Below are 14,940 nucleotides of genomic sequence, written 5' to 3' on the forward strand. Positions count from 1 at the left end.
TCTTATTTCAATGGTCCGTTGCCGGTTCTGGTTTCTTCTCTCTTTTCTAATTACTATCTACTAAATACTTCTGTCTGTTTTCTAAAAGTATTTCACATATCTCGGTGTTACAAATCTCTTTTTGTTGTACCAGAAGTCGTAGCCCAACATCAACTCATGCGTGCCGCTCGTGTATTTTCTCAGGCTTGATATTTCTACATCATAGGCATAGCCCACCTGCAATTGAGGGGTGATCTTTACCTGCATGAATGCTACCGCTGATTGTCCTACATATTTCACATCGCCCCCTGTTCTGTATCCTGCTCCAATCCATAGTCTGTCCACAAACAGTAAGGCCAGATTGATGTCGAACTGTGGGATGTTCTTTGGCAGTCCTTTCTGCCATTTGACCAGAATCGTAGGACGGAATTTGACAATCGCCGGGTCTTTGCCAAATACATAGCCCGCCGTGAAGTTGTAATAGTTATAGGTTCTCGCGATGGATTCGTTCGTATAGCTCAACACCCCTGTCTTGTCTCTTAATCTTGTCGGCAACAGGTGAGGAACCGAAACTCCTACAAAGTATTTCTTTCCATACCAGTAGATGCCAAATCCAAAATTCGGAACAAACAAGTTCTCGTTGATCTGGAAAGCCGGGTCATTGGGGTTGTTGGGCAACTCTGCTTTGCTGTTTTGCTGGTAGAAGTAGCTCAACGAAGCCTGAAGACCAAAGCACAGTCTGGATTGTTTGATCCGTAAACGGTAGGCGAATGAAGGGGTTACACTGAAACTGTTTGAAAAGCCCAGACGGTCATTGGAAATCACCATGCCCATTGCATATTGGTCTCTTCTGAACGGGGTGTGAACGCTGATGTTCGCCGTCTTCGGCGCTCCATCAAAGCCCGCCCACTGGTGGCGGTAAATACCCATCACACTCACCACTTCCTTAGCTTTCCCGCATACGCCGGATTGATGAATAGTCCGTTGAACATATACATGCTGTATGCTGCATCCTGCTGCGCCTGTATGCCCGTCAGCATGCCCACACTTGCCAGTATTGTTATCAGTATCTTTTTCATAGTCTTTGGTTTTTTCTGGTTTTCTTTTGTGAAAGCATCGCACCGTTACCAGTGCGATGCTTTTCTGTCTTTTATCTGTGTATTACTACGTATTTGGATTCGCGCTTGCCCGTTCCGTCGTTGTACTCGTAAATTAAATAGTACGTGCCATCAGGTAAAAGAGTACCCTGTTTGTTGTGGCCGTCCCAATCATTCCGGTAAGGCCCTTGACTGCTCCATACTTCGAGACCCCATCTGTTGAATACGCGAAGTTCTGCCTTCGGATAATCATCGTTGCACGGTATCTTGAATACATCATTCACCTCGTCCCCGTTCGGCGAAAATGCGTTCGGAATGAAGCAACGTACCGTATCAAGTACAGAAATAATGACTGTTGTAGTCGTACATCCATGAATGTTGCAAACCGTCAAACAAAAGGTGTCGTTACCGACAAAACTAGAATCTGGTGTATAAGTGAAACAAGTCTCCAAATTATCTACCGTTCCGTGAAGTGGCTCGCAAATATCCGTAATGCTCCAAGGCTTAACACTATTAATCAGACCTTCAAGGCATATAGTAAGAGGTGTATTGACGTAGGTAGTATCAATAATTGTATCAAGAATAGGAATAGGACAATCCTGAATGTAGATAATTACCGATCCTTGATCACAAAAAGCAGGGACTCCATCGTCGCAGGTAGTATATTTGAATCGTACCGTACCTGTCAAATCGTTAGCAGAGAAAGTAATAATATCCTCTGTTACGTTGATAATTTCTCCCAAGGCACTTGGAACCGCATTAGTAATATCCGTAACTATAAGTCTATTTCCGGCAGATACGGTATCGTTCTTGGCAACAGAGATGTTAATGACATCGTTTTTACAGATGTATTGAGTGTCATTCATCGCGCCGACATAGCGACAAATAGCAACGATCACTGTAGCTGTATCACATAGTATCGGATTGCCATTATCACAAACTACATAACAGAAAGTATCTGGAGTCTGAGTAGATGCGCCCTCGCCCTGTACATACGTAATCGTGTTATCTTCATTAATAGTTGCCGTTCCGAATTTAGGAGGACAAGGTATCGCTTCAACCTTCAACTGATCGCCATCCACATCTTTATCATTATCCAACACCCGGATAATGTTCTTAGCAAGACAAACTGTGTCTATGTCATCAACCGCTACCGGTGGATCATTAATAGGGCAAACATCTATGTAAATATTTGCCGTATCGCAGGCGTTGTTACAACTCTTGGTACATACACGATACGTCACTGTATCCTGACCATTAAAGTCCTTATTCGGAGAATAGTTGACCGAGGAGCCAGATACAGTAGTTGGAACCATGACCAGGGATTAAGGATAGAAATGGTAGCAACCGAACTTTCAAAGTTTGAATCGTTAGTTAAGACGCTAATAGAAATCGGCCGCTCTTCGCAGGTACTGGCCGAATCATCCTGAGCAGTTGGCGCTTTGATAACATGTACAAAGACTGTATCTCTTGCTTCACAAAGCGAAGAACTGTTTACCGCAACAACATCCACATAGAAATCATTGTCAGGCGCTGTAAACGTAGCCGGATTTAATCCCGAGGCAAAAGGGAAGGAAGCGAAATCCTTATACCATTGAATATTGGTAACATCAAGGCTATAGATTGCAGAAATTGTAACTAATTGTCCAGCGCAGACCGAATCGGCAGTGGCACTAATAGTCAATGTTGGTGTAGCCTTTACAGGAATTGTTATCTGAGCACTGCTCACACACCCGCCCTGACTGGTAAACGTATATGTAATTACGTTATTGCCAACAACAGCGTTCGCCGGAGTAAACAACCCGGTTGAGCTTACACCTGTACCACTAAAGGTTCCTCCCACTGGAGTTCCCGTCAAAGTTACATCGCTCTCTGATTTACAATATCCACCCGGTTTATCGCCTCCGGCTATAGCGGCGACTGGAATCAAATCAATCATAATACAAATCGTAGTGTCATCGGCACAACCTGTTGCCGGATCTGTATAGGAGTATTTAATACAAGCCGTATTTCCAGCACCTACACAGGCAGGTTGGAAAATATTTCCTGTTACACATGGACCGGAGAAAGTCCCACCCAAAGGGGAACCAGTTAAAGTGACATTTGGTGCGTTGGCACAGTAATTAGTGTTTAGTCCAGAAATACTGGCTACCGGAGAGGTATTAATTTTAACCTGAACCGTATCGCTCGACTGACAACCTCTAGAGTCCGTGCCAATCAACAAATAAGTGGTTGTAACCGTAGGACAAACATTAGGATTTGGAATTCCTTGAATTGGATCTGTTCCGCCTGACCACTGATAAGAATAAGGAGGTGAACCACCAGAAAGTGAAATTGTAGCGCCCAAGGTCACACATGATAACGACCCGGAACAGACTGCTGGAAGATTACTAGGCTTGGCATTGGCAAATAGTGTATTAGGTAGAGTTGCTGCATTCAAACAATCAGTAGCCTTACATCCAAACGCATCGGCAACCGTAACACATAATTGAGTGTTTTGGCCCAAACTATCCAAGATAGGATTAGCAACTGTGAAATCGTTCAATGCCACATTAAATGATGGGAACCATAAATAGGTATATGGACCAACTGTTCCGGTGGCCGTAGGATTACCTCCTAAAACTGCGCTATCCGGAGCACAAGCATATATAGTAACATCAGGGCCAGCATTAGCAATAGGCAATAATCTCGCTGCAATACAAATAACATCTGAAGAAATACAACCCAAAGAGTCCGTTACAAAAATGGTATAACAACTATTGGTTGTAACATTCTGCACTATCGGGTTAGCAATAGAAGTACTATTTAATCCCGATGGAGGGCTCCATGAATAGGTATAATTACCAGTACCGCCATTGGCAACTGTGCTACCTCCCAAGGTAACAGATGAGCCTGTACATACTGCCGTATCAATACCTGCATCTACCACCATTTGGGGGAAACATTTATGGTTACTGAGTCAAAAGAACGGCATCCTAAATTATCTGTGACCTCCAATTGATAAGTAGTTGTAGCTAAAGGCAATGCACATGGATTGGCAATATTTGCATTGTTTAAACCGAGCGATGTAGACCACTGATATGTGTATGGAGACTGACCACCAGCAGCCGTTGGATTTCCTCCAATCTGAACACAGGTGGCGCCATTGCCACAAATAGATTTATCAATTCCAGCATCAGCAACCAAACTGGTTGGCAATACAGTAATAACTACCTGATCTGTTGAAGAGCATCCGGCTACATTGTCAATAACTTGAAGGGTAAACGTTGTGGTTGATTTAAGATTAGTTACAACAGGATGGGCTATGGATGTGCTATTTAAAACCGTGTCGCTTCCTACTACCTGAGGAGACCAAAGGTAAGTATAACTACCAGAGCCTCCAGTTGCAGTCGGCGAACCGCCTAATATAGCCGAGGAGCCGATACAATCGGTAATGGACTGATCTTGTCCTGCATTGACAACTGGATTTGGATTTACAACGACACTAATTGTTGAACTCGCATTACAACCTAAAGAATCAGTTACCACAACGGTATATGCAGTAGTTCCTGTTGGACAAACTATCGGATTAGCACCCGTAGTTGGCGTTTGAAAAGAACTAGGTGGCGACCAGTTATAAGTCAAAGTACCCGTTCCTCCCAAACCAGTTGGAGAAGCACCAATCGTCACACAAGATCCAGAACAAATAGCAGTATCCATTCCTGAATTTGCAGTCGGAGTCGGGCTGACATTAATGCGAACTGTATCCGTAGCCGAACAACCTTTACTATCAGTCACCACCAATGTATAGGTAGTTGATACGCCTGGTGTGGCAATAGGGTTTGGACTTGATGAATTGCTCAAAGCAGTGTTCGGAAGCCACGTAAATGTGTACGGTGGTATCCCACCAATAACGACTGGACTTCCGCCAAGCTGTACTCCAACAGAAGAACCAAGACAATAAGAAGCACCGTTGCCGGCAAAGGCAGACAATGAACTTCCTGTAACTGCAATAAATACTTGGTCAGTTGCAGAACAACCTATTGCATCTGTGACGGTCAATGTAATAATCACATCGCTACCCAAATTTTTCACATAAGGATTAGCAGAGCCCGACATTGTGACAGGTGCTGACCAAGAATATGTATAGCCCGGAGTTCCCCCAGAAGCGGTTGGAGAAGCCCCTAACCGCACACTATCAGCAGAGCAAGAAACCATTGACTTATCTAATCCTGCATCCGCTATCGGATTAGGACTAGGGGTAACGGTAATGTCATCTGATGAAGCACAACCTTTGCTATCGGTCACCACCAACTGATAGGTAGTCACCACCGTAGGAGATGCCCCTGGATTGGATACACTCGACGAGCTTAGGCCAAGGCTTGGATCCCAACTGTAGGTGTATGGAACTGTGCCAGACGAAGCACTTGGGCTGCCGCCAATTATCACGGTCTTGCCGCTACATACATTCGTATCTACACCCGCATTCGCCACCGGCTTCGGATTAATCGTCACAAATACTGCATCCGTAGCCGTACAGCCCTTTGCTGTCTGTTACCGTAACTGTGTAGTTCTCACTGCTCTGATTACATGCTACCGGATTTGATGTGCTGTTGCTGCTTAATGAACCTCCTGTCCAGCTATATGTGTATGGTGGAATTCCGCCAACTACTGTCGGAAAGGATCCTAACTGAACGCAGTTGCCAGAACATACTTCTTTGTCTTCTCCCGCATCTACCGATAAAGTAGTGGTGACCACATTCACCGTTACAAAATCAACCGATGAACATCCGCTGGCATCTGTTACTGTCAATCCATAAACCGTCGTTGTTGCTAAGCCTTTAACTATTGGGTTAGCTATATTGGTAGCGCTCAATGCCGTACCAGGTGACCAACTGTATGAGTAGGCACCCGTTCCGCCTGTCGCCGCCGGATTGTCACCAATCGTAATGCTGTCCCCAGAACATAAGCTCAACGATTTGTCTGCGCCTGCTTGTGCCACCGGGTTAGGACGAACCGCATCTAAAATGTCATCTGTTGCTGTGCAACCTAAACCATCTGTTATCGTCAGCGTATAGCTCGTCGAGTTGGAAGGGTTGCCGTAGGTCGTTCAACAAATGCATTGCTTAATCCAATGCTCGGTGACCAAGTATAGCTATAAGCTCCTGTACCTCCTGATGCTACATTCGCTCCTCCCAGTGCTATTCCTGTCCCGCACAAACTGGAGGTATCTGTTCCTGCATCTGCTACCGGTGACGGGAATACGTAAAGGGTTACGGAATCAATCGTCTGACATCCTTTCGCATCGGTAACCGTCAGATGGTAGGTCGTTGTTTGTGATGGATATGCTAAAGGGTTCGCCGGATCGGAAAGATCCAGAGTGCTGTCCGGTGACCAAGTGTATGAATATGGTAAGAATCCACCCATTGCTGTTGGAATACCACCCAATCTTACACTCGCTCCCGCAAAACGACATATCGTATCGGTTACTCCTGCTTCAGCAGTCAGGGAACTTGGCACAACCAGTAGGTTCACCGCATCTGTCGCAGTACATAAGTTGATATCCGTCACCATTACCGTATAGGTAGCAGATGCCAATAAAGCACAGGCTTCCGGATTGGATATATCGGTTGCACTCAAATTGGTCGAGGGATTCCATGAGTAAGTGTATGGACCCACACCGCCTGTTGCCGTCGGAGAGCCACCGAGGATCACACAGCTTGCGCTACATGCGTTGACCTGTGCATCTGTTCCTGCATTACTACTGGGTTCGGACGGACAATAACGGTCACATTCGAATTACTCGTGCAGCCATTAAGATCTGTTCCTAATAATATGTAAGTAGCGGTTCCCGCAGGGCTTACTAAAGGATTAGCGACCGGCAATGTACCACCCACACTCCACGAGTAGGTATAAGGCCCGGTGCCGCCACTTGCTGAAGGACTGCCTCCAATGTTTACATTCTGTCCCGCACAGATAGCGGTATCTACTCCTGCGCTTGCCTGTGGGTTGGCGTGAACAGTTATCGTAGCCGAAGCGCTGGCTATACAGCCAGAGGCATCGGTCACTGTCACCGTATATATATAAGACCCTGCTGTATTCGGATTCACTGTTACTACTTGTGTATTGGTCGCTGTGATGTTCGATCCGCTCCAGCTATAGCCGGAGGCCGTTGATCCTCCTGATATGTTGGCCGTCAGGTTGACACTACTGCCGCTGTTCGCACACCAAGAAGTATTGCCGCTAGCACTTATGCTTGCCAAAGGCGGACTATTGGTCACTGTCACTAACACCGCATCACTGGCAGAACATAAATTTCCATCAGTAACTACTACGGTATAGGTTTCTGTAGCCGTGATCCCTGTACAATTGGATTGGATATGCTTGTAGAGGATATTCCTCCCGTTGGAGACCATACATAAATATAGGATCCACCACTTCCAACAGATGCTGTCGGACTGCCGCCTATCTGGATTCCTCCAGGACTACAGAAAGGTAGTGTTACATCAATACCTGCATTTGCTATCGGGTTATTGTTTACGTTGACGGTCGTACTAGCTGTAGCTGTACAGCCATTTGAGTCGGTCACTAATACTGCATAAGCAGTCATAGCCGTTGGACTGACCATCGGATTAGCTACCGATGACGCTCCGTTGTTCCATGAATAAGTATAAGGGATGGTGCCGCCACTTGCCGTTGGAGAACCGCCCAGAACAGTACTCTGTCCAGAGCAAATTGCCGTATCTATATGTGTATTTGCAAGTGGAGTATTATGTACCCGAATCGTTTGAGTGGCTGAAGCCGTACAATTAGACGCATCGGTAATGGTTACTGAATAGTTATAAGAACCCGCAGTTCCAGGATTCACCGTTGCTACTTGTGCGTTCGTCGGTGTAATGCTCGAACCGCTCCAGTTATATCCAAAAGGCCCATTGCCTCCTGATACGCTTGCTGTTAGATTGACACTGCTACCGCTGTTCGCACACCAAGAAGTATTGCCACTGGCACTGATACTTGCCAACGGTGGACTGTTTGATAATGTTACTGATACCACATCACTGGCAGAACATGAATTTCCGTCAATCACTAATACCGTATAGTTGTCTGAAGCAGTTAGTCCCTGTACCACAGGATTGGATATGCCGGTGGATGACAAGCCTCCCGATGGAGACCATGTATAGGTATAGGATCCGCCACTTCCTCCGGAAGCCGTTGGGCTGCCTCCTAACTGAATTCCTGTAGGACTACAAGCCGGAAGTACCACATCCAAACCGGCATTGACCACTGGTTTTGAATTTACATTAACTGAAGTGCTGGCAGTGGATGTACATCCATTTGAGTCAGTCACTAACACTACATAAGCAGTTGTTCCCGAAGGATTTACTACCGGATTAGCTATCGGTGAGGCCCCATTGTTCCAAGAATAAGTGAATGGAGAGCTGCCGCCAGATGCCGTCGGTGAACCGCCTAGGGTTACACTCTCTCCCGCACATATCGTATGAGTCGGATTGCCCGCATCTGCTACAACTTCGGGGAATACACGTACAGGTATCGAATTGCCTGCCTGACAGCCTGTCGCATCAGTTAAGACAGCAGAATACAAATACGTTCCAGATAAAGTTGGATTAACCGTGGTAAAAACCAGTATCCACTTAAGAATTGTCCTATCCATTTTATGCTATAAGGAGTGGTACCTCCCAAAGGTATAGCCGTGAATGTAACTAAACGCCGGTACCTTCGCACCAGAAAAGTGGGGTGTTAGGAGCTATAGTAACTTGAAGCGAAGAACCCGTTACATCTACAAATACAATATCGGAAGCACTACAACCATTTGCATCGGTAACCGTTACCGTATAATTGGTCGGAGAGCCTATTCCGGCTACCGAAGGATTGGCTGTCGTGTCAGATGTTAATCCTGAAGGAGGAGACCATGCATAGCTGTAAGGGGAAGTTCCGCCCGTTGCCGTCGGAGATCCACCTAACACCGCTCCGGACACACTACACGAAGGAATCGTTTTGTCCATCCCTGCATTCGCTGTCACACCCGTGTTCACCGTTACACTCGTAGTAGCAGTTCCCGAGCATCCAAACGCATCGGTAATGGTCACATTATATGTTCCCGCTTTTGATAAGTCAGCACTCGTAATATCCGGATTCTGTAAGCCACTCGCGAATGATGGACCTGACCAGGTAAATGTATAGGTCGGTGTACCACCTCCGGGGCTAGAGTTCAAATTGATTGTTCCTCCGGCGCAGACCGGAGAGTTACTACCCGCTGTTACACTCAATGCCGGTTGTACCGTAATAAAGTTGGTAGAAGCACTTGCCGTACATCCATTGTTATCTGTCAATGCTACCTGATATATACCACTCATCAAGGTAGTGGCATTAGAAATACTTGGATTCTGAGTTAAGTTAGAAAAAGATTGAGGGCCTGACCACACATAAGTATAGCCTGGCGTACCTCCTGATGGAGTCGAGGTCAGCAGGATGGTAGTTCCGGCACAATACGAAGCACTCGAACTTCCTGCCGTAACCGATGGCAGTGGATTGACCACTACATTCACCGATAAAGAAGCAGCCGAAGTACATCCTGCCGGACTGCTCTGAGTCACGGTATAGTTACCCGCCATCGAAGCATTGACATTGTTTCTGTTGATTGGATTGCCACTCTGTGTAAAGGCATTAGGACCGCCCCAGTTGAACGTGTTTCCTACATCTCCGTCAGCACTTAGTGTCAGCGTTTGACCGGCACACAGTGGGTTAGGATTTGCCGCTACATTGGTTGGAGCCGTTGGAGTAGCATTTACTACTAAAGAAGCAGAGTTAGCGGATGGTGAAGTACAGCCCGTAACCGTTTGGGTCACACTATATATTCCCGCCATCGCTAAGGTTACATTATTTCTGGTTACCGGATTACCATTCAAGGTAGCTCCATCCGGAGTGGTCCAAGTGAACGTCGCACCGCCTTGACCTATAGCAGATAGCGTAATATCATTTCCTGTACAGATAGGATTCGGAGAGACCGTTACTCCGGTTGGTGCCAGTGGGGTAGGGGTTACTACTAAGTTCAAAGCCGCCGAAGGGGCTGAGTTACAACCCAATACAGTTTGGATCACGGTATAGTTACCGCCCATAGCTAGTGTTACACTGTTTCTTGTTAAAGGATTGCCCGTCGGATTAAGTCCATCCGGTGTCGTCCACGTAAATGTAGCGCCACCTTGTCCGCTTGCCGTCAGGGTAACATCATTACCTGTACAGATTGGATTAGGTAATGCATCTAAACTGGTTGGAGGAGCTGGGGTAGTATTGACTACCAACGATGCAGAGTTTGCCGATGGTGACGTACAACCCGTAACTGTTTGGGTCACACTATATACGCCTGCCATCGCTAAGGTTACATTGTTTCTTCCTACCACTTTGCCATTCAATATCGGTCCATCAGGTGTCGTCCAAGTGAATGAGGCACCACCTTGACCCGTAGCAGATAAGGTAATGCTGTCTCCGGTACATACCGGAGTCGGAGAGACCGTTACTCCAGTTGGAGCTAATGGATTGGCATTCACCACTAAGGATGCCGAATTAGCGGATGGGGAGGTACAGCCCGTAACCGTTTGGGTGACACTATATACGCCCGCCATCGCTAAGGTTACGTTGTTTCTGGTTACCGGATTGCCACTCAAAGTAGGTCCATCCGGTGTTGTCCACGTAAAGGCGGCACCACCAATACCTGTGGCAGATAGCGTAATATCAGCGCCCACACATACCGGACTCGGAGATACCGTTACTCCGGTTGGTGCAGATGGAGTGGAAGTTACTACTAAGTTAAGGGCTGCTGATGAGGCCGAAGGACAGCCCAACACAGTTTGGGTCACAGTATAGTTACCGCCCATAGCCAGTGTTACATTGTTTCTTGTTAAAGGATTGTTCGTAGGATTGAGTCCATCCGGTGTTGTCCAAGTGAAGGCAGCGCCTACTTGCCCGCTTGCCGTTATCGTTACAGAATTACCCGTACATATAGGATTGGAGGATGCATTCAAACTAGTTGGTGCAGCCGGGGTAGCATTCACTACTAATGAAGCAGAGTTCGCCGATGGCGATGAACATCCATTCACTGTCTGAGTTACACTATAAACACCCGCCATCGCTAAGGTTACATTGTTTCTGTTTACCGGACTGCCATTCAATATCGGTCCATCAGGGGTTGTCCATGTGAACGTGGCACCAACCTGACCTGTAGCAGATAAGGTAATACTGTTTCCACTACATACCGGACTCGGAGATACTGTTACTCCGGTTGGAGCATTCGGCGTGGCGATAATTGTGATATTTATGGTTGCCACCGTGGCCGTACATCCGGCTAAAGTGATTTCTGTCAATGAATATAACCCACCCATACCTACGGTTATGTTATTTCGGTTTACTACCGCCGTATTATTGGCCGTAAATCCTCCCGGACCCGTCCAGTTAAAGGTAGAGCCCACCTGTCCGTTCGCTGTCAACTGCATGTTTTGACCAGCGCATAAAGTATCGTTGGGCAGTACGGAAATAGTAGGTTTTGGTGGAGACGGTGGATCAACTAAAACAAAAGGTCCCTTAATTGTGTCGCCACATCCAGGGTTGGTCGCATGAAACACCCATATACTGTCATAAGACCCTGCAATAAGATTTGGTATCACTAAATTCCCCACACCATTAGTGGTAACAGACAAAGGACCCACCGGAGTAACTCCGCGTCTATACTTTACCTGATAAGGAGTATTCGGTAATAAAGTGGTGTTCGACAGGGTAATAGAACCATCGCTTCCCGAACAAGTGGAAGGGTTTTGGAAGGCTACACTCGCATTGTTCAGATTAACGCAGTGATAGCGGATCACTAAATAATCTTCCACCTCACCATTTATGTAGTTCACATTATTGGGTGGGTTCGCCACATTCATCAAAGGGTCTGTGCTGATTCTTATTCTTAAATAGGAAGTATCAATAGATCCTGATGTCCAGTTGAATCCATTCCAAGATAAGGTAGCAGAAATAGCACCGTTGGCTACTCTTACCGTATCCACCTCGCCCGCATCAAAAACTCCATTCCGGTTGAGATCAAGCCATGCAGCTACAATTGCTGTAGAGCCCGTAGTATTGGTAATCGGTATCGTCACAGAATACGAAGTGCCTGTATCTTGAATTAATATCTGTGATCCCGGAATACCATCTTCATCATCTAAATCTGATTGATCATCTACATTTGCCCTCGTTCCGGGTGAAACCGGATAAAAGTCTTCTGCATCTTCCAAAGCACCGATCCTAAGGTTACCAACAATGTTATGTCTGCCGGTGCCATAAGACGTAGGTGCATCTCCCTGGTCATAAGTAAAGATCGCCCCAATACGCCATTTGAAAACCAAGTGGATATCATCGCCGTTAGTCGAATTATTTATATCGAAAACCTGGTTCGGACCACTTAAAGGTCCAATAACCGCCGGCTGAAGTGAGGTGCTATGTACCGTTGTTCCCAATACAATCAAGGTATCGCCTTCTACCACGAAGTGGTTACTGCCCGCAGGAGTACCCGTTTCTCCTAAATAATCATTGTCAGAGCCTCCTACATAAGTACAGAATAAGCCATTAGACAAATTCGTTTCCAGCGCTATCCAGAAAATATCCCAAGTTCCACCATTATAGGTAGAGTCATAGAATGAATTACCTGCCAAATCCAGATTCTTCACAGGAAATCCGTTTGGATTTCCTGCTGTTTTAGGCTGTGATCCTGTTTCTCCAAACACCATTACTGCTGATTCCTGACCATATAATCTGATGGTATTTCCACGGTCGTTACCTGTACCGCTGAAATAGGTCGCCTTCCAGGGATTGCCGGCTCCGGTTCTACCTGTTCTTGGCAGTTTTCCAATAATTCCATCATCATTACCGGTTCCGCTATTTTTAGTAGAACGAAATCTCGAAAGCGAATCAGAACCTAAAGGGAAATTATCGCTCCGCGTATAACCGGTAACATATATAGTATCGTTGGCGCCTATAGTCAATCCGTTAAACTGGTCGGTACTAGAACTGCCTCCTATACGACTCAACATCGAAAAGCTGCCTCCGGCTGCCGGAATCACTCCCACCACCGCATCCTGAGAAGCCGAACCCGAAGGATAAGCTCCCGCCGGATTGATTAAACCGGGAAATGAAGCCACGGTACTCGAAGTATATCCGACAAAAGCAATAGCTCCGTCCGAGAAAACATTCAAATCATTCAAATTATCATCAGCGTTTCCTCCGACAAATGTTCCCATCGCCAGCGTATTCAGGTTCGTGAACCTCGCTATGTACATATCCATACCCGCATCATAGGATCCATCCGGTGCATTGACTACGTAACTAGGAGAACCTGTGAAATTACCATTAAACCTTCCTCCCACCACATAATCTGTATTAGAAGTCGCTCGGATTGTAACCATCCGATCACCGTTGTTATTTTGATCCATGATGCTACCTGCTACAGTACCATCGCCACCCATATAGGATGAATAAAGTAACGTGTTGAGATTGGAATTAAATACAGCTACGAAACCATCCTGCTGAGATCCGGTTCCGGTTCCACCTCTTGTATTGTCAAAAGCCGGAGTGGCAGGAGATGCAGTTGTTGTAATAGCACCACGAGTAGCACCGCAAACAAACAGGCGGCTGTTATCCGGTGACAAACTCAAACCGTAAATAGCGTCCGGGTTTACACTTCCAAAATAAGTAAGTCTTAACATTTTTGTGCCGTCAGTACTTAACTCATATACAATACCATCCCGATTGCTACCATTACCACCGGTCCCTGCATCATTATATGTAGAGTCATATCCGAAAATCGCAGCGCCAATGTATGAACGGGTAAATTGCACATTCGCAGCACCACCACAATAAACATTGCCCGCTGCATCCACATCAACTGCAAACAAATACTCATCAAAGTTATCGGTGCCTCCATCCACCCAGGTTCCCCATTTTAAACTCGGGTCAATAATTAAAGGATAGCGCTCGTCAATAGGCCCTTCTGCTTTAAAGATGGCAGCGTCGCCATCTAAAGCAAAGGACATCTGAACCGGAACTTTCTTTCCATTAATCAACTGGTATGATTCAGGTATGTCAAACTTCACTTCATTAAAACGAATCTTGACCGATAGATTTCCCTTTTCGTCAATTCTCAGTTTGTCTTGTCCTTTAAATCTCATTTTAATATCGCGGAAGTTAGCACCCGGTTTTACTACCCAGTCAAATTCCATCAGTTTATTATCCTGGCTATACATCCGAAGATCTATCCCATTATATATCTCTTTCAAATCTACTTCGCCATAAGCCGAAACATCCGACGCATGATGTGAAGCATCGGGGCCAATAAAATAATTGTACTTGGTTAAAAACTCATTCCGCTTTTCAACCGTATAGTTTGGATTGTGGCCATCCATGAAAATTCCCCAGCCATGAACCTGATAGGTATAGTTTTCGTCCTCCTCTTCTTCTTCCTCTTCTCCTTCGTGTTCATTCTTTAAATAAGAGAAGAAATAGAGGTGATCTTTCTTGACCACCATTTCTCCTACGTTCGTATGCCCCTGCATCAAAACGTTCGGCTCCCACTGTCCTTTGTTTTCTTCAAAGGAAATTGTGTTCAAACTTTTCTTCAAAACATCCAGATAGCCCTGATTGGCAGCCGAAGTAGTTTGAGTAGTCGCCTGAACTCTATTTGATTGCGCATGGACATTAACCGTTCCAAAAATCACGCAGAGGTTAAACAGGAAAAATGTCAGAATTGAACTTGGTTGTAAATTTGCTGTCTTCATGTTTATAGATTTGAAGTTTTGTGTGATGTTCTTTATTTTAAGTTTCATGAGGCGATAAT

Annotated in this window: 10 protein-coding genes; all 10 read right to left on the reverse strand. The window is 45.8% G+C overall.

The features are described from left to right. Window positions 1–81: 81 nt before the first annotated feature. The gene (locus IPP77_00125; protein MBL0308145.1) at window positions 82–921 is read right to left on the reverse strand and encodes a type IX secretion system membrane protein PorP/SprF; all 840 of its coding nucleotides are present in this window, start codon (window positions 919–921) and stop codon (window positions 82–84) included. Further along, a complete protein-coding gene (locus IPP77_00130) occupies window positions 915–1,058 on the reverse strand; it encodes a type IX secretion system membrane protein PorP/SprF (protein ID MBL0308146.1) in 144 nt (47 codons plus the stop codon). Before IPP77_00130 ends, IPP77_00125 begins: the two co-directional genes overlap by 7 nt. 71 nt (window positions 1,059–1,129) lie before the next feature. Then, complete coding sequence (locus tag IPP77_00135; GenBank protein ID MBL0308147.1) at window positions 1,130–2,392, reverse strand: gliding motility-associated C-terminal domain-containing protein; 1,263 nt, start codon at window positions 2,390–2,392, stop codon at window positions 1,130–1,132. Next, complete coding sequence (locus IPP77_00140) at window positions 2,317–4,008, reverse strand: hypothetical protein (protein MBL0308148.1); 1,692 nt, start codon at window positions 4,006–4,008, stop codon at window positions 2,317–2,319. Before IPP77_00140 ends, IPP77_00135 begins: the two co-directional genes overlap by 76 nt. Further along, window positions 3,999–5,570, reverse strand: a complete 1,572-nt coding sequence (locus tag IPP77_00145) for a hypothetical protein (protein MBL0308149.1) — start codon at window positions 5,568–5,570, stop codon at window positions 3,999–4,001. Before IPP77_00145 ends, IPP77_00140 begins: the two co-directional genes overlap by 10 nt. After that, entirely contained in the window at window positions 5,560–6,057 is a 498-nt protein-coding gene (locus IPP77_00150) for a hypothetical protein (GenBank protein ID MBL0308150.1), read from the reverse strand. Before IPP77_00150 ends, IPP77_00145 begins: the two co-directional genes overlap by 11 nt. 65 nt (window positions 6,058–6,122) lie before the next feature. Beyond that, complete coding sequence (locus IPP77_00155) at window positions 6,123–6,734, reverse strand: hypothetical protein (protein MBL0308151.1); 612 nt, start codon at window positions 6,732–6,734, stop codon at window positions 6,123–6,125. 32 nt (window positions 6,735–6,766) lie between these two features. Continuing rightward, window positions 6,767–7,471 (reverse strand): PKD domain-containing protein, encoded by a 705-nt coding sequence (locus IPP77_00160; protein ID MBL0308152.1) that lies wholly within the window; start codon window positions 7,469–7,471, stop codon window positions 6,767–6,769. After that, entirely contained in the window at window positions 7,387–8,727 is a 1,341-nt protein-coding gene (locus IPP77_00165; protein ID MBL0308153.1) for a hypothetical protein, read from the reverse strand. The genes IPP77_00160 and IPP77_00165 overlap by 85 nt, the downstream gene beginning before the upstream one ends. Window positions 8,728–8,776: 49 nt before the next feature. Next, window positions 8,777–14,929 carry a hypothetical protein gene (locus tag IPP77_00170; protein ID MBL0308154.1) on the reverse strand — a complete coding sequence of 2,051 codons (6,153 nt, stop codon included), beginning with the start codon at window positions 14,927–14,929 and terminating at the stop codon, window positions 8,777–8,779. Window positions 14,930–14,940: the final 11 nt, after the last annotated feature.

This window comes from Bacteroidota bacterium (assembly GCA_016722375.1).
Taxonomy (GTDB): Bacteria; Bacteroidota; Bacteroidia; order Chitinophagales; family LD1; genus Bog-950.